General features: G+C 40.1%; 14 protein-coding genes. 11 read left to right on the top strand and 3 right to left on the bottom strand.

Annotated features, from left to right (window positions below; genetic code table 11):
• Positions 1 to 19: 19 nt before the first annotated feature.
• Positions 20 to 3535 carry an Rne/Rng family ribonuclease gene (locus DJ533_RS16950; protein ID WP_065993365.1) on the bottom strand — a complete coding sequence of 1172 codons (3516 nt, stop codon included), beginning with the start codon at positions 3533 to 3535 and terminating at the stop codon, positions 20 to 22.
• 247 nt (positions 3536 to 3782) lie between these two features.
• Between DJ533_RS16950 and DJ533_RS19010 the strand changes: the two genes are divergently transcribed.
• The 8 genes from DJ533_RS19010 to DJ533_RS16910 all read left to right on the top strand — a co-directional run bounded on the left by DJ533_RS19010 (position 3783) and on the right by DJ533_RS16910 (position 12506).
• Entirely contained in the window at positions 3783 to 4109 is a 327-nt protein-coding gene (locus DJ533_RS19010) for a hypothetical protein (protein ID WP_228716496.1), read from the top strand.
• 216 nt (positions 4110 to 4325) lie between these two features.
• Positions 4326 to 5276: an RluA family pseudouridine synthase gene (locus DJ533_RS16940; protein WP_065993366.1), complete on the top strand. Its 951-nt coding sequence runs from the start codon at positions 4326 to 4328 to the stop codon at positions 5274 to 5276.
• Between the two features lie 173 nt (positions 5277 to 5449).
• Complete coding sequence (locus DJ533_RS16935) at positions 5450 to 6106, top strand: HAD-IA family hydrolase (protein ID WP_065993367.1); 657 nt, start codon at positions 5450 to 5452, stop codon at positions 6104 to 6106.
• A gap of 714 nt (positions 6107 to 6820) precedes the next feature.
• On the top strand, positions 6821 to 7618 hold the full coding sequence (mhpD, locus tag DJ533_RS16930; protein WP_065993368.1) for a 2-keto-4-pentenoate hydratase: 798 nt from the start codon (positions 6821 to 6823) through the stop codon (positions 7616 to 7618).
• A gap of 55 nt (positions 7619 to 7673) precedes the next feature.
• A complete protein-coding gene (locus DJ533_RS16925; protein WP_065993369.1) occupies positions 7674 to 8573 on the top strand; it encodes an acetaldehyde dehydrogenase (acetylating) in 900 nt (299 codons plus the stop codon).
• An 11-nt stretch (positions 8574 to 8584) separates the two neighbouring features.
• Positions 8585 to 9604, top strand: a complete 1020-nt coding sequence (gene dmpG / locus DJ533_RS16920) for a 4-hydroxy-2-oxovalerate aldolase (protein ID WP_065993370.1) — start codon at positions 8585 to 8587, stop codon at positions 9602 to 9604.
• Between the two features lie 502 nt (positions 9605 to 10106).
• Entirely contained in the window at positions 10107 to 11399 is a 1293-nt protein-coding gene (locus DJ533_RS16915; RefSeq protein ID WP_065993371.1) for an OprD family outer membrane porin, read from the top strand.
• Positions 11400 to 11645: 246 nt separating this feature from the next.
• On the top strand, positions 11646 to 12506 hold the full coding sequence (locus DJ533_RS16910) for an alpha/beta fold hydrolase (protein ID WP_065993372.1): 861 nt from the start codon (positions 11646 to 11648) through the stop codon (positions 12504 to 12506).
• 73 nt (positions 12507 to 12579) lie between these two features.
• Here the strand turns inward: DJ533_RS16910 and DJ533_RS16905 are convergent, their stop codons facing one another.
• Positions 12580 to 13257 carry a DUF1345 domain-containing protein gene (locus DJ533_RS16905; RefSeq protein ID WP_065993373.1) on the bottom strand — a complete coding sequence of 226 codons (678 nt, stop codon included), beginning with the start codon at positions 13255 to 13257 and terminating at the stop codon, positions 12580 to 12582.
• A gap of 296 nt (positions 13258 to 13553) precedes the next feature.
• Positions 13554 to 14459, bottom strand: coding sequence for a DNA-binding transcriptional regulator HcaR (gene hcaR, locus DJ533_RS16900; RefSeq protein WP_065993374.1), 906 nt, complete (start codon positions 14457 to 14459; stop codon positions 13554 to 13556).
• A 280-nt stretch (positions 14460 to 14739) separates the two neighbouring features.
• On the opposite strand from hcaR, the gene hcaE reads away from it, so the two are divergent.
• Genes hcaE through hcaC form a run of 3 tightly spaced genes read left to right on the top strand, consistent with a single transcriptional unit; the run spans position 14740 to position 16948 of the window.
• Positions 14740 to 16107 carry a 3-phenylpropionate/cinnamic acid dioxygenase subunit alpha gene (hcaE, locus tag DJ533_RS16895; RefSeq protein WP_065993376.1) on the top strand — a complete coding sequence of 456 codons (1368 nt, stop codon included), beginning with the start codon at positions 14740 to 14742 and terminating at the stop codon, positions 16105 to 16107.
• Positions 16104 to 16622 carry a 3-phenylpropionate/cinnamic acid dioxygenase subunit beta gene (gene hcaF, locus DJ533_RS16890; RefSeq protein ID WP_065993377.1) on the top strand — a complete coding sequence of 173 codons (519 nt, stop codon included), beginning with the start codon at positions 16104 to 16106 and terminating at the stop codon, positions 16620 to 16622. Before hcaE ends, hcaF begins: the two co-directional genes overlap by 4 nt.
• On the top strand, positions 16622 to 16948 hold the full coding sequence (hcaC, locus tag DJ533_RS16885; RefSeq protein ID WP_065993378.1) for a 3-phenylpropionate/cinnamic acid dioxygenase ferredoxin subunit: 327 nt from the start codon (positions 16622 to 16624) through the stop codon (positions 16946 to 16948). Before hcaF ends, hcaC begins: the two co-directional genes overlap by 1 nt.
• The last annotated feature ends 1 nt before the right edge of the window (position 16949 follow it).

Here is a 16949-nt window from a genome sequence, read left to right as displayed (position 1 = left end):
TCACCCGCAATTCTGCAAGTTATTCAGCTGTAGGTGGTGTCGTTTTCTTTGGTGGACGACCACGAGGACGGCGTGGACGAGCTGGTTTTTCACCATCTGCTTTTTCTGCATCTGTATCTACATCGCTTTCAGCTTTTTTACTGGTTTTTTCTACTAGTGTAGAGCTTTCAGTTTCAAGCGCTAAGTCTTGTTGAGTTTTGGCTTTGCTTTGTGGTTTTTCAGCAACTTCTGGTGTTGTGTCAACCGCTTTTTCCTCTGCTTTTGCTTCCACTGTAGGCGCAGGTTCAACAGCAGTCGTCAGTTCAGCGACAGAGACATTTTCTGTTTGTAGCGCAATATCACTTTGTGTTGTTGCTACAGGCGTGGTGACATTTACAGCATTGTCAACAATAGCTGTTTCTTCTATTGTTGTAACTGTTTCAGGTGCAGTCACTTCAACAGGTTCAGCAGTTTGTACGCTGGTTTCAGTTTCAACCGCTTGCTTTTGTTCCACATGCGCTTGTTTTGCTTGTTCAGCGGCAAGTTTCGCTAAACGACGGCGTTCACGAGGGTCATTGGCTACACGTTTGTCTGATACAGGTTTTGGCGGTGTTAAGTCTAACACTGGCGCTGGTTCTGCCTCAGGCGCTGCTTTACTAATCGCAACATCACGTGTTACAGCTTTTTTCTCTGCAGGTGTACCCGTTTTTTCAATCTGCAGTGTCGCTGCATATTCATCTGTAAACTTTTGTAGCGCACGATTGAAGGTTGGAATGAGTCCAAACTGTTCAATCAGTACAGCACAATCTTCACCATAGACATGACGGATAAGGCTACCGATCGTGTATTGCCCCAAAGTTGGCACTTGTGACGGTGTTAGTTTAGGTGCTTCTGATGCTGTATTAGTCACAGCTTGACGTTGTTGACGGCGACGCTGACGTGGGTCATTGCTTGCACGTTTTGCAGGTTGAGTTGCTTGTTCAGCTTGTTGTGCTGGAGCAAGTGGCATTTCAACTTTTTCTACAACAGGTGCAGTTACTTCTTGAGCCACAGCTTTTGCAACTTCAGTTTTTGCGACTGTAGTCGGGGCTGTGATTTCTTTAGTCGCAGTTGCTGCTTGTTGCTGCGGTGCTAAAGCGATAATTTCACTTTGTGCTTGATCCACATTGACAACCAATGCAGTGGTAAGAGGTTGATTGCGAGGAGCATCAACCAAGTCCACTTTAATACTGGCTGTTTTTTCTACTGCTTTGATTTCTTCAACAACAGTTTGCGGGTTTTGGTTTGCTTCATCATTGAACACGCTTGCATCTCGATGACGATTTGGGCGGTTTGGTCGCTGATGATTGTTGCGATCACGACGTGGAACTGTTTGCTCCTGTGTATCCGCAGTGTGTTCGTGTTGAGGACGCTGTTGTTTAGATTGACGGCGTTGTTCTTGACGTTGCTCACGTTGTTCTTGGCGCTGTTCATGACGCATGCTTTGAACAACTTCTTCAGTCACTTGATTTTGTTCATGTGATTGTTCACGTGTTTCTTTATATTTATTGTTATTACGCTTTTTATTGTTGCGTTGTGATTTTTCATCTTTCTCAAACGCTTTTTCAGCATAATCACGTTGTTCATTTTTTTGAACAGGAGGATGACTTAGATAAGCGTTGGTCTCTGCAACCGCACGTTGTGGTTCAGTACTAACTGTAACAGCAGTATTAACATGACCAAACTGCCCACGACTGACTGCACCGCCATTCACCATTTGTTCAATCGCAGCAGCAGCATTGTTTGCAGTGCGTGACTGATCAATTGTGCTGGCTTGTTTTTGTACAAACAAGTTTTCTAACCAAGCACATGGGCTAGACGATGGTTGTGCAACTTGTGCTTGAACAGTCTGTTGTGGTTTTTGTTGTTGTGCATGTGTAGCATTTGGCTTTTTATTGCCATTGCCTTGCTTTTGATTTTGAGCAGGCGCAGCTTGGTTTTGTTGAGCAGCTTGTTGCTGTTCTTCTTCTAAATGCCATTCAGAAGACTCATAACCCAACTCTTTTTCACTAGAACGTGTTGCTTCTGTACGCTCATAGCTTGTTGGGGCAAAGCCTTCAGGGTTGTATGAGATCTCGTAATGCGGTGTTTCTAAATGTGGATGTGGTAATACTGTCACACGTACATTAGAGGTTTGTTCTAAATAAACAAGACTATGACGCTTTTCATTCAATAAGAATGCTGCAATTTCTACAGGCACTTCAACTTGTACTTCACCATGACGTTCACGAAGTGCAATTTCTTCCACTTTACGCATGATTGAAAGTGAGAGTGAACGTAAGTCACGTACCATACCTGTACCATGACAGCGAGGGCAGACATAACCTGTTGCTTCTTCAAGCGATGGGCGTAAGCGTTGACGGCTCATTTCCATTAAACCAAAACGTGACAATTGACCGAATTGGATACGGGCACGGTCACTTTGAGTCGCTTCACGCAGTTTTGCTTCAACCATACGTTGATTGCGCTCTTTGGTCATGTCGATAAAGTCGATCACGACCAAGCCACCAATATCACGTAAACGCAGTTGGCGAGAAATTTCTTCAGCAGCTTCTAAGTTAGTACTTAAAGCTGTTTCTTCAACATCATGACCACGAGTCGATTTTGCAGAGTTGATGTCAATTGAAACCAAAGCTTCTGTTTGGTCAATGACAATCGAACCACCTGAAGGAAGTTTAACTTCACGTTCATAAGCAGTTTGGATTTGGCTTTCAATACCAAAATGGGCAAATAAAGGCTCATTAATGGTGTAAGTTTTTAATTTTTCGAGTTGATTTGGCATCACTGCTTTTACGAAGTTATACGCTTCGTTATAAGCCTGTTCAGAATCAATTAAAATTTCTGCAACATCATCACGTAAATAGTCACGAATTGCACGTGTTACGACACCTGCTTCTTGGTGGACTAACATGGGTGATGGACCAGAGTTTGCGGTGCTTTGGATTTGCGCCCAAAGATCGAGCAAATGTTGTAAATCTAGTTGTAATTCTTCTTGGGTGCGACCAATACCTGCAGTACGGACGATTACGCTCATACCACGAGGGGTATTAAGCGATGCTAACATCTCTTTAAGCTCTTCACGCACTGAACCAGAAATTTGACGGCTGATACCACCACCTTTCGGGTTATTTGGCATGAGTACTAAATAACGCCCTGCAAGCGAGATGTAAGTAGAAAGTGCAGCACCTTTGTTGCCACGTTCTTCTTTTTCTACTTGGACTAACAGTTCAGTCCCTTCAGTAATCAACTCACGGATATTTGAAGTTTGGCGAGGATCCGCTTTGTAATAAGAGTTGGCAATTTCACGCATCGACAAGAAACCTTGACGACCAGCACCATATTCTACAAATACAGCTTCTAATGAAGGCTCTACACGTGTCACGTGACCTTTGTAGATATTGGCTTTCTTTTGTTCACGCGTGCGATTTTCTAAGTCAAAATCGTAAACGCGATGACCAGTGATAAGTGCAACGCGAATTTCTTCGGCATGTGTTGCATTAATCAACATACGTTTCATGGGTGTAACACCTAATAGTGATCTACACTGACAACTCGCTATTTTCGTCTAACAAACATCATGGCTTAGAAATGCATTACTGATTTTGGATAAATCGCAATGCGTCTAAAGATGATTTGCCTGCCTGTGAATAGGCGGGGAATTACACCTGTTTTGTGATGTTGTAGCACCACTTTAACCTTTGCACGATTAAAGTTTTTTTGAGTGGTTCACTGGCACTAAAAAAGTGGTGCATTGGATGACTGTGATGTCGTCTTTCACTGGCACATATTGCTCGAAGATCAACTTGTCTTATGTGAGACCAAGTGTGTCTTGGTACGGAATTATCATCGTACCTTTACAAGTTGTGCAGTTCCAATGCCTCAAACACTTATGTCCTGAAATTACTCTAGCGACTTGTCTGATGTGGATCAGTTTATGTTTAAAAACCAACGTAGAGGTTGGCGCATATATTTTTAAACAAACTGATTTATGTACTTTAAGTACAATTAAACGCAACAGTCTGTCATTTTGCCGATATAATAAGCCTTCGGCGTCGGCATATTCTTTTGGGACCATTCCGAGTTTTGGGTGAATGCTCTATATCATCGTTTGCACTTTCAAAAATTTCTTGTTTCAAAAGTTTTTGAAATTACGATGATAAAGTTCACTTACGGTGGTATCCGTGCGCTGACTATAGCAAACCTTGCATCATCTGCCTATGGGCTATACGTTTATTTTGTATGAAATGTATAGTCTAAGTGATCAGTTTTTAATCAAAATTTCGTTTTTATTGGGTCATTGTAACTGTATGAATTCTACGCAAGATTGGCAAAGTGTAACTTGGTTTGAAGTTGACGAACATCAGGAAGCGCAACGCATTGATAATTTTTTATTTTCACGTTTAAAAGGCGTACCGAAAAGCCGTATCTATCGTTTGATTCGTGAAGGTCAGGTGCGTGTCAACAAGAAGCGGGTAAAGGCAGAAACCAAGCTTGCTATTGGTGACCAAATCCGTGTTGCACCGATTCGCTTTGAACAAAAAGATGAGTCTGCTGTGCCCGTATCAGATAAAGTGGCGCAAAGTTTACTGAGTCGTGTGGTCTATGAAGATGAAGGTTTAATGGTGGTGAATAAACCTTCAGGCATCGCAGTCCATGGGGGCAGTGGTGTGGCGTATGGCTTAATTGAGGGTTTACGTGCGGCGACAGGTAAGAAGTATTTAGAATTAATTCATCGTATTGACCGTGATACATCGGGTTTGGTGATGATTTCTAAAAAGCGTAGTGTATTAAAAACATTACAAGATTTATTGCGTGAACACAAAATTCAAAAAACTTATGCTGCGATTGTGAAAGGACAAGTCAGTTTAGACAATCAACTGATTGACCAACCTTTATTGCGTTATGAATTGGCAAATGGTGAGCGTCGTGTGCGTGTGTCAAAAGACGGTAAAGAATCTAAGACACAATGGAAAGTCGCAGAGCGTTTCATGCATGCAACTCTGGTGTATGCTTCACCGCTGTCAGGGCGTACGCATCAGATCCGTGTACATGGTTTAAGTATTGGGCATCCACTCGTGGGGGATGATAAGTATGGTCATGAAACTGAATATCGTGGACCAAATCCACGCCGTTTGTGTCTACATGCGATGCGTTTAGAAATACCAGGTTATGAAACCATTGAAGCGCCATTACCTGAAGATATGCAGAGTTTGGTGGCACAGTTAAGAGCGCAGAAAGCGGATAAACCTGTTGCTTAATTTAAGGGGGGTTGAGAGGCTGTTTTCGATTAACTAAGTGCGCTGCTTTCACCTCTTTTAAACCAGAACTCCTTATCCTTCTAAAGGAAATGGATTTATAAACGATTCAAATTTAGGCTTCACCTCTCCTTACCCCCTCTCCTAAAAGGAGAGGGAACTTATTGGAAATAAACATGCAAAAACCTGTAGAACTGATTATTTTTGATTGGGATGGGACACTATTTGACTCTGTCGGGCAGATTGTGGCGAGTTTGCAGTTTGCTGCACAGCAATTTGAACAACCGTTAACAGACGATGCTGCCAAAAGTATTATCGGTTTAGGTCTGCCTGAAGTGGCGCAGATTTTATTTCCCAAAGTACCTGAGCTACATGATGATATTTTAAAATGCTATGGTGATCATTATATAGAACATTCAAAGGATGATCAGTGGTTCGCAGGTGTAGCGGAAATGCTGCAAGATTTAGATGCGCAAAACATCAAATTGGCAGTGGCAACAGGCAAAAGTCGTAAAGGTTTAGATCGTGTTTTAGGGCAAACTAAGAGTCGTGATTTGTTTGCAGTGACACGAGCAGCTAGCGAAACCAAATCAAAGCCCAATCCTTTAATGTTGTCTGAAATTTTACAATATACGGGTGTACAGGCTGATCGGGCAATTATGGTGGGCGATACCTCGTATGATTTGGAGATGGCGAAAAATATCGCGATGCCTCGTGTTGGCGTGAGTTATGGTGTGCATAGTGTCGAGGTTTTAAAAAGCTTTAAGCCACTCAGTATTGCGCATGATATAGCAGCCTTGCATCATTTTTTAAATACACAAGTCGATGCTTAGGGGGTTACTGCCGAATCTGGATTCATCATTCATAAAAATCAGAAAAGCTACTTTATTTTTATAACGTAGCTTTGAATTTATTTAATTTTAAATTTTTGAATATCAGATTTATGTGCACCCCAACCTGTCCAATAAAGGGTGGCAGTGCTGGTTTTATTTTGAATGGTCATAATTTTATAGACATCAATTAAATAATTTCTTATCAGTGCTGATTGATCATTTTCTATAAAGTAGGGGGAAATGGTGTCTAGAGAGGCTCGTAAGACGCAGAATTTTATAAAGTTAAAAAAAGGATGATCGGTGCCTAGATATATGATTTGAGTGTCGAATATAGGTGTTTTTGAGGGCGATTTTTCATTCAGGACATTAGCTTTTAGTCGTAGAAAAAGAAAAATTAAACTTTCCTTTAATTTTAATCTTGAGTAAATTAGTAGCCTTTGTGGTTGATTTTAAAAAATTTTTTTTATGCTGAAAATTATTCCTATTATTTATAGGTTCTAACTATTGTTATAAATAAAATAAGTATTGGCACAAAAACAGCATTTTACCGATGCTTAAACTGTTCATAAAAGTATCCGTTTTAAATAAATCATCAGATGCAGAACACCTGCAACGATTGGTCTGATGGATGCCGTAAATTCTTGAATGCTAAGCATTGTAAAGGTTGCGCCATCTAACGGTATAACTCTATCTTTGTCGTTTAAGGAAATATTGATGTCGAATTCTGCTGTTGTTGAATCAGTTGCCCAAACCATCCGTGATGCTGAAATATCAAAAACTGCGATTGCACCAATTCGCCCACAGCTGGGTGGTGAGAGTGCCGATGTCGATATCGCTTATGCTGTTCAAGAAGTAAATACGCAACGTGCACTTGCTGACGGGCGTCGTTTGGTGGGTCGTAAAATTGGTCTAACCTCGATTGCGGTACAGAAACAATTGGGTGTCGATTCCCCTGACTTTGGGATGTTATTTGCGGATATGGCTTATGGCGATGGTGAAGCGATTCCTGCAGGCTTACTGATTCAGCCGAAAGTTGAAGCTGAAATTGCGTTAATTATCAATAAAGATTTAACCCAAGAAAAACATACTTATGCAGACATTATCAGTGCGACTGAATATGCTTTACCTGCGGTAGAGGTTGTGGATAGTCGTATCGAAAACTGGAAAATTTCACTGATTGATACGGTGGCGGATAATGCATCTTCTGCAGCCTATGTACTCGGTTCTAAGCCTGTAAAACTTGAAAATCTTGACCTTGTGAATTGCAAAATGACCATGACCCGTGCTGGTGAAGTGGTTTCTCAAGGCGTGGGTAAAGCTTGTCTTTCAAATCCACTCAATGCAGCAGTGTGGCTTGCTGACGAAATGGTACGCCGTGGTCGCCCACTTTTGGCAGGTGATATCATCTTAACAGGTGCGCTTGGTCCAATGGTTGTGGCACATGCGGGTGATGAATTTGTTGTGGAAATCGATGGTTTTGGTTCAGTGACTGCAGCTTTTGCAGCTGAATAAACCTGAATTTTACAACGTCTTGAAGTTTATAATGTATTGTTAAGAGATAGCGTGAATGAAAAAGATTAAATGTGCATTGATCGGTCCTGGGAATATTGGTACTGATTTACTTTATAAATTACAACGCAGTGAATTTTTAGAACCCGTGTGGATGGTAGGGATTGACCCAACATCTGAAGGTTTGGCACGTGCTGCAAAAATGGGCATTAAAACCACTGCTGAAGGTGTAGATGGTCTGCTTCCACATGTTTTAGAAGATGACATTAAAATCGCGTTTGATGCAACCTCTGCATATGTGCATGCTGAAAACAGCCGTAAACTCAACGCGCTTGGCGTACAAATGATTGACTTAACGCCTGCGGCGATAGGTCCTTTCTGTGTGCCACCTGTGAATCTTGAAACTTTGCTTGAAGCAGGCGAGTTGCCAAATGTGAACATGGTAACTTGTGGTGGTCAGGCAACTATTCCTATGGTGGCGGCGATTTCACGTGTTCAACCTGTTGAATATGGTGAGATTATTGCAACAGTTTCAACTAAGTCTGTGGGACCTGGTACACGTAAAAATATTGATGAATTTACCCGTACCACTGCGGGTGCCATTGAAAAAGTCGGTGGTGCAAAAGCAGGTAAAGCAATCATTATCATTAACCCTGCTGAACCACCTTTGATGATGCGTGATACTGTGCATTGCTTGGTTGAAGGTGAGCCTGATCAAGTAGCAATTACTGAATCCGTGCATGCCATGATCTTCGAGGTTCAAAAATACGTTCCAGGCTACAAATTAGTCAATGGTCCTGTATTTGATGGCAACCGTGTGTCTATGTTCTTAGAAGTTGAAGGTTTGGGTGATTATTTACCTAAATATGCAGGCAACCTAGACATCATGACTGCAGCTGCTGCACGTACTGCTGAGATGTTTGCAGAACGTTTGATCGCTAACCAAGTAGAAGCATAAGGAGCATTTTCATGTCTAAGATTATTATTAATGATATGACTTTACGTGATGGTATGCACCCAATGCGCCATCAAACTACACCTGAACAAATGGTTGCGATTGCAACTGCACTCGATGAGGCAGGTGTACCTCTAATCGAAGTGACGCATGGTGATGGTTTAGGCGGTAACTCAGTCAATTATGGTTTTGCTGCTGCAACGGATGAAGAGTATCTAAAAGCAGTCATTCCGAACCTAAAACAAGCCAAAGTTTCCGCTTTACTTTTACCAGGTATCGGAACGGTTGATCACTTGAAAATGGCACATGATGTGGGTGTCGCAACCATTCGTGTAGCAACACATTCAACAGAAGCGGATGTGTCTGAACAACATATCACTGCAGCACGTAAACTCGGTATGGACACTGTGGGCTTCTTGATGATGGCACACATGGCTTCTCCTGAGAAACTACTTGAAGAAGCGCAAAAAATGGTGTCATACGGTGCAAACTGTATTTATGTGACAGATTCAGCAGGGTATATGCTTCCACAAGATGTGACTGATCGTGTCGGTATTTTACGTGCAAACCTTGCTGCTGATATCGAAATTGGTTTTCATGGTCACCATAACTTAGGTATGGGGGTTGCAAACTCTGTCGCTGCAGTAGATGCGGGTGCAAAACGTGTTGACTTGGCTTCGGCAGGTTTAGGCGCAGGCGCAGGCAATACACCACTTGAATTGTTTGTTGCGGTAGCAAACCGTATGCAAATTGAAACAGGTGTGGATTTATTTAAAGTACAAGATATTGCTGAAGAACTGATTGTACCGATGATGCAACAACCGATTCGTGCGGATCGTGATGCAGCAACGTTAGGTTATGCAGGTGTATATTCTTCATTCTTGTTATTTGCTAAACGTGCCGAAGCAAAATATGGCGTTTCAGCGCGTGAAATTCTACTAGAACTCGGTCGTCGTGGTACGGTCGGTGGTCAAGAAGATATGATTGAAGATTTGGCATTGACCATGTCAAAAGCCAAAGAAGCGAATGCTTAATTTGCAATCATTGTCTTTAAAATTAAAGTAAATGAAAGCGTCCGAAAGGGCGCTTTTTATTTGTTTGTATTTTTTAATTTTAAGAGTATATATAAAATTAGTGTTTCGTAAAAAAACTATTTAAAATAAAATGGATAATCCGTTGAATTAGATATAGTTAATTTCTTTTAGTTAAAAGTTATTTCTTATAAATATAAAATCTTAAAATAAAAAAGCAAAAATATGTTTAAACTTAAAAACGCTAAAGGATTTCATATTGTAATAATTATTCTATTTATTGGTGAAGAATATCGATTATTTTTAAAGAGTAAAATCTTAAAATGAAATATTCACCAAAAAAGACTTATTGTTAAAATATATTAAATAAAATCATGAAACACTAGCGACGATTAACCACCCTAAAAAATAGTAGAAACTGTCAGACTCTGGTCGGATATTAACTTTCTATAGAGTCCAGCATGATTGGCGACATTGCTCAATTTGATCATTAGGAAATTTAGCCATGCGTCGTCACAACTTATGGATAGCAATGTGCGCTGCAACAGCGATATTAGGGACAACTGCAACGAAAGCAGATTTTATCGACGATCGTCAAGTACAACTCAAACTAAGAAATTTTTATTTAGATCGACAAATTGATCAACCTGATCCAAACAAAACGCAAGATTTTGGCAGTTGGTCACAAGGGGTAACCTTGGACGCAAAATCAGGTTATGCGCAAGTGGGACCTGTGCAAGTGGGTGTCGACGTTTTGGCACAATATGCACTACGTTTAAGTGGTGATCGTGGTGATAATGATTACATCATGCCATACGATTATATAAATAAAGAGCAAGCCCGTGATAATGCAAAAATTGGTGCAACCTTAAAAGCCAAAATTAGCCAGACAGAGCTGCGTGTTGGTGAAATTTTGCCTGCAACTCCGGTGGTGCATTTTGACCCATCTCGTCAATTGTTGACGACATTTCAAGGAGCGTGGTTAGAGTCTAAAGACCTTAAAAATGCCAAAATCACCTTGGGGTATTTAGGTGGAATCAATGCGCGTTATGAAAATCAAGTCCAAGATTTTAAACTCTGGCCAAATGAGTTAAATACAGAAAAAAATCAAGTGAAATCGGGCGATAGTGATGGAATGTATGTGGCAGGGATTGATTATCAAATCACACCTGAGCTACAAGCAAGTTATTACTATGGTGATGTCACCAATATTTATCGTCAAAACTATGTTGGTTTTGCCTATAACAAAAAACTGGATGCACACAATAAAATAGCGACACATGCACGTTATTTTGATAATACTGAATCTGGTGATGCTTTATATGGTGATATTGACAGTCAAGCGTTGTCTTTAAAAGCAGCTTGGACACATGGTAATCATACTGTTGATGCAGGTTGGCAACAAATGTTTGGTGAACATGGTAGCCATACACCATTTATGCCGACGTTATCAGGTTGGGTACCACAACCCTATTTAGTGAATTGGTCGGTAGCAAGCTTTATTCGTAAAGATGAAAAATCATGGAGCTTGGGTTATAGCTATGATTTTAAAGATGTGGGTGTAAATGGTTTGACTGCAACCCTGCGTCATTATGATGGTCATAATATTGATAATAAAAATGGTACACGTGGTAAGGAAGATGAAAATAATTTCATTTTGAATTATGTCGTACCTGAAGGTAAGTTGAAAGGCTTAGGTTTTCAATGGATGTATATTGATGTGAACTATGACAATGTACCTGGTTTTGTTGATTTAGAAGAACATCGTGTCGCAACTACGTATACATTTAAATTTTAATTTTGAAGCGCTCAAGAGCGATGAGAAATCATCGCTTTTTAAAGCTTTAATTTTTTAAGTTTTATATAAATAATATTAAAAATCAAAATCTTAAATTATCGTTTTTTTATTGTTTGTCATCGCAAATAAGTATCAGTAAGTGCTTGATGAACAGGTAATATGTTGGGGTAAATAAGTTAATTTAAATGAATGAACGTGTCATTGAAGTGATTCAAAACACGCATGATGCTGATCTAAGGAGTTATTATGAGCACTGTTCAAATCCCTGATTATAAAACTGATTCTTTCTTTGGATTAGAGGATAAATGGATTGAAACTGCTGAAGGCGAATTAACACACTATCATGAAGTGGGTGAAGGAACGCCGGTATTGTTTTTGCATGGTTCAGGTACAGGTGTATCTGCGGCTGCAAATTGGTGGTTAAACTTACCACAAATTGGTGAGCAAGCACGGTGTATCGCCATTGATACGATTGGTTATGGTCAAACGGTTGTTGCACCGAATACTGCTTATGGGATTCGTGCTTGGGTCGATCATGCAGTGCGTACTCTAGATGCTTTAGGGATTGAAAAAACGTGGTTAGTGGGTAACTCTTTGGGTGGTTGGTTATCTTTCCAATTGGCATTGGATTATCCAGAGCGTGTTTTAGGCATTGTGTCGATGGGGACAGGTGGTGCAAAACAAACGGCTGCATTGAAAGCGCATGCTAACCCAGTGTTAACTGAAGAAGGCATCAAGAAAACTTTATCTATGTTTGTGGTTGATAAAGACTTAATTACCGATGAATTGGTAAAAGTGCGTTATGAAGCTGCGAAAAATGACTATGCTTCTGACCGTTTGATGGATGTCGTGGGTGCACGTGACCGTGATCGTTTTGAATTTCCACTTGATTTTGAAAAAATGAAAGACATTAATGTGCCAGTTTTATTGATTCATGGTGTACAAGATGTGGTGATTCCTGTGTCACGGACTTGGGATATTTTAAATACTGTTCCAAATGCAGATGCGCACATTTTCAGTCAATGTGGTCACTGGTCACAAGTTGAAAAAGCTGACGAATTTAACACGGTGATTAAAAATTATTTGGCGGCACGTGGCGTGAAATAATTTTTACTGTGGGGTGAAGGAGGATAGCGAAAGCTGTCCTTTTTTATGAGCTGTTGTTATTTGTTGGATAGATTTAACGCATGATAATGCTTGCAGCAACATTAATACAAATCGCTAAAATTGATGTATTAAACGCATACGCTAATATCAAATGTAAGGTATTTAAAATCCGCATTGAGCGTGAGGTAATCGAAACATCAGCTGTTTGCGCCGAAGTCCCAATGATATAACTAAAGTATAAGAAATCAGGATACGTCGGTTCAGGTGTTTTGGGAAATTCTAAACCACCGTCTAAATTTTTTTGTTTTGCCAAATAGAAGTCATGTGCATAATGAATGGTAAAAATGGTATGTAAAAATAGCCAAGCACATGCAATGGTTGAAATGGCTAAAACCAAATGCCCAGTTTTAAAGGATTGAATATCCTGTAAGTGTGTTAATTCAATGAAAATCGCAATAAAACACATGATTAAACAGCTTATAACCAGCAGTAAAATAATCCATTTACTGGCATCTTGTTGTTGTGCTCGTTTTAAAATGTGTTTAGGGCTTGCTGCCCATAGCATTTTCATGGTCAATACCAGATAAATAAAAATAGAAATATCCCAACTCAATAAAAGCCGGGTAGACCATTTCCAATCCGTACTAAAACCCATCACCTCATATAAGACTGCTGTACATAAAAATGTGATAAAGAAATATGGACGTGATGAAATTCCAGATTGGAAATGCTGAAAAGGAGAGGTTTTCATAAATTATTCAGCCTTTTATGTGATTGCTTATATTTATTTACAAATATTTTTGTGCAAGTTGATGTGGATCATTAGACTTAAGTTGTAGTAAATCATGCCATTCATTGAGGATGGTTCACAATCAGCATGCTGTTTAAAAATAAAACAATTTGTTTTAGTAATCTATTTAAATGAGTACAAAATTATTTAATGGTCGTTATTCGTGAAAAGTGTGATTTATTTGGCGATTATAAAGCCACCATTATTTTTTAACGAAATAATGGTGGCAGATTTTTATATTTAGAATGGTTAAATATTTAACTTTCTATGCGATTAATATCAAGATAAAACACTTTGGTTAACAGTTCGATGAATTTTTGCACAGCGGTAGAGTTGCTATTTTTACGGTAGCTCACATACAGGTCTAGATAAGGCAGTTCTACATCTAAGGGGCGAATCACTGAATTGTTCATGGTCAGTGGAGCGATATAGCCTGGTAAAATTGTACAGCCTAATCCCATACCGATAGAGTTGATATTAAATAAAATATTATCAGCCGTTTGGACAATATTAAATTCGATTCCTTGCGCTTTGGCAAAGTCTAAAATTGCGTTATGTAGCGTACCAGACTGCTCAAGTGCAGGAATAATAAAATCTATTCCATTCAACGCTTTCACAGGAATGCGCTCATGCTTTGCTAAAGGGTGATCTGCAGGGAGAATAAAGATTAAAGGTTCACGCAGTACAAATTTACTTTCAATTTCTTCATTATGAAAGTTATGACGTGTGAAGGTAATATCGAGTTCACCTTTTTGAATGGCACGCATTTGTTCAAGGTTATTTAAACTTAAGAGTTCAATCTTTAGATCAGGGCTTTGTACTCGCAAGTTTGGCAGCACATAAGGAAATACTTTCATCTCAGCAACAGGAACAAAGCCAATCCGTAGTTGTTGCTGTTTGGCTTGTGCAACTTGACGAGCCATTGCTACTGCTTTATCTGCTTGTGCAAGTGTTAAGCGGGCTTGTTCAAGGAATACAGCGCCTTCTTCTGTCAGTTCAACTTTACGTTTAGTACGGTTTAAAAGTTTGACCCCCACATCTTCTTCCAAGTCCTTAATTTGTTGGCTTAGTGAAGGTTGGGCGGTATATAGCTTCAAGGCTGCCTTACTGAAGTTTAATTCTTCAGCCACAGTGATGAAATATCTAAGGTGTCGTAATTCCATATAACTCTTCCAAAGAGTAATCCAAAAAAAGTCTTAGTGTGCCACTGCCCGAGTATAATCTATAAACGGCTATTACGTGAAGATGATTATGCCATTTAGAAAATAAATGATTTGCTGATGAGCATCAAAATTTAAGATAAAAAATATGCAGCTTATTAATTCATAAAATATCTTAATTAAAACAAAATAAATATTTCCATAAAGTACCTTGCTAAAGCGATGATCATTGCCAACTTGAGTCATTTGTTTGTGACCCCACGTTTGTCGCAGGAGAGCTTTCATGAGTGGAAAAATTGATGTGCGTGAAATCGACGCTTTAGTCGATGCACAAAATGGACGAATCTCACCATCAATCTATACCGATCCAGATTTGTACGAACTTGAACTTGAACGTGTGTTTGGTCGTACTTGGTTATTTCTTTGCCATGAAAGCCAAATTCCTAAAGCTGGCGATTTCTTCAATACCTACATGGGTGAAGATCCAATTATCGTGGTTCGTCAAAAAGATGGCTCGATCAAAGCATTGCTCAACCAATGCCGTCACCGTTCTATGCGTGTGAGTTTTGCAGACTGTGGTAATACCCGTGCATTTACTTGCCCATACCACGGTTGGTCATATGGTGTTGATGGTTCTTTAAAGGATATTCCACTTGAAGACCGTGCTTTCCCACAAGGTGCATGTAAAGAAGAATGGGGTCTAATCGAAGTTAACCGTGTGAAATCTTATAAAGGTTTGGTGTTTGGTTGTTGGGATGAAACCACACCTGATCTTGAAGAATACATGGGTGATATTGCTTGGTATTTAGATGGTGTTTTAGACCGTCGTCCAGGTGGCACAGAAATCATTGGTGGTGTGCATAAATGGGAAATCGAGTGTAACTGGAAATTTGCAGCAGAACAGTTTGCATCTGACCAATATCATGCTTTGTTCTCGCATGCTTCTGCAATCCAAGTTTTAGGTGCAAAACCAGATGATGATGCATCGAAACAATTAGGTGCTGCGCAAACTGCACGTCCTGTTTGGGAAACTGCCAAAGATGCCATTCAATACGGTTCACGTGGTCATGGTTCAGGCTTCTTCTTCACTGAAAAACCAGATGCAAACGTATGGGTTGATGGTGAAGTTGCGAACTATTTCCGTGAAACCTATGAGGAAGTGAAAGAACGTTTAGGTGAAGTCCGTGCTTTACGTCTTGCAGGGCATAACACCATGTTCCCAACATTGTCTTGGTTGAATGGAACTGCAACTCTTCGTGTTTGGCATCCACGTGGTCCAAACAAAACTGAAGTATGGGCATTCTGTATTGCGGATGCGGAAGCATCACAAGAAGTCAAAGAAGCATTTGAACGCTCTGCAACGCGTGCCTTTGGTCCAGCAGGTTTCTTGGAGCAAGATGACTCTGAAAACTGGATTGAAATCCAAAAGGTTTTACGTGGTTATAAAGCACGCAAAAATCAACTGATTATGGAAATGGGTTTAGGTAAAGAAAAAGTACGTGAAGATGGTATTCCTGGGATTACCAACTACATTTTCTCTGAAACGGCAGCACGTGGTATGTATCGCCGTTGGGCAGACTTACTGATCCATGAAAAATGGGAAGATGTAGAAGCTGCTGCGGAAGCATATGAGAAGGAGCTTGTAAAATGAGTTTAGTGAGTCTAGAACTTCAGCACCAAATCAGCCAATTTTTATATCGTGAAGCAAAATTGCTCGATGATTGGAAATTCCGTGATTGGCTAGAACTTTTTGCAGAAGATATTTCTTATACTTTGCGTACAACACCAAATGCGCAAACCCGTGATCGTCGTCGTTCTGTTGAACCACCAACAACGTGGGTATTTAACGACAATAAACATTTACTGGAACGCCGTGTTGCTCGTCTTGAAACAGGGATGGCATGGGCAGAAGAACCGCCATCACGTACCACGCACATGGTTTCCAATGTTATTGTAGAGCCGACTGAAGTAGCAGGCGAATACGATGTATATGTGACGTATTTGCTCTACCGTACGCAAAAAGAAAAAGATGTGACGATTTACTGTGGTAAACGTCGTGACAAACTTCGTCAAGTAGAAGGTGGTCTAGGATTCCAAATTTTTGATCGCAAGATCACATTGGATCAAGTGACTTATAATTCACATAACCTGAGCGTGTTCTTCTAATGAATAAAATCTTTGTTTGCCAAGTAGATGAATTGGATGAAGGTGAAGCCTTAAAAGTTGATTGTGGCGTGAATGGTATCGAAGCCCTCGCTGTATTTAACAATAATGGTGAATTCTTTGCGATGAATGACCGTTGTTCACATGGTAATGCATCTATGTCCGAAGGTTATCTCGAAGATGATGGCACGGTAGAATGTCCACTACACTCAGCACGTTTTTGTTTAAAAACAGGTGAAGCATTATGTCTGCCTGCAACTGATCCAATTAAAACATTCCCCGTGCTGGTGGAGGATGGTCAATTGTTTGTCGATATGGCAGGAGCGTAAT

The sequence above is a fragment of the Acinetobacter defluvii genome, from assembly GCF_001704615.3.
GTDB lineage: Bacteria > Pseudomonadota > Gammaproteobacteria > Pseudomonadales > Moraxellaceae > Acinetobacter > Acinetobacter defluvii.
Note: the sequence above shows the minus strand (reverse complement) of the source record. Positions and strands in the feature narration are given on the sequence as shown.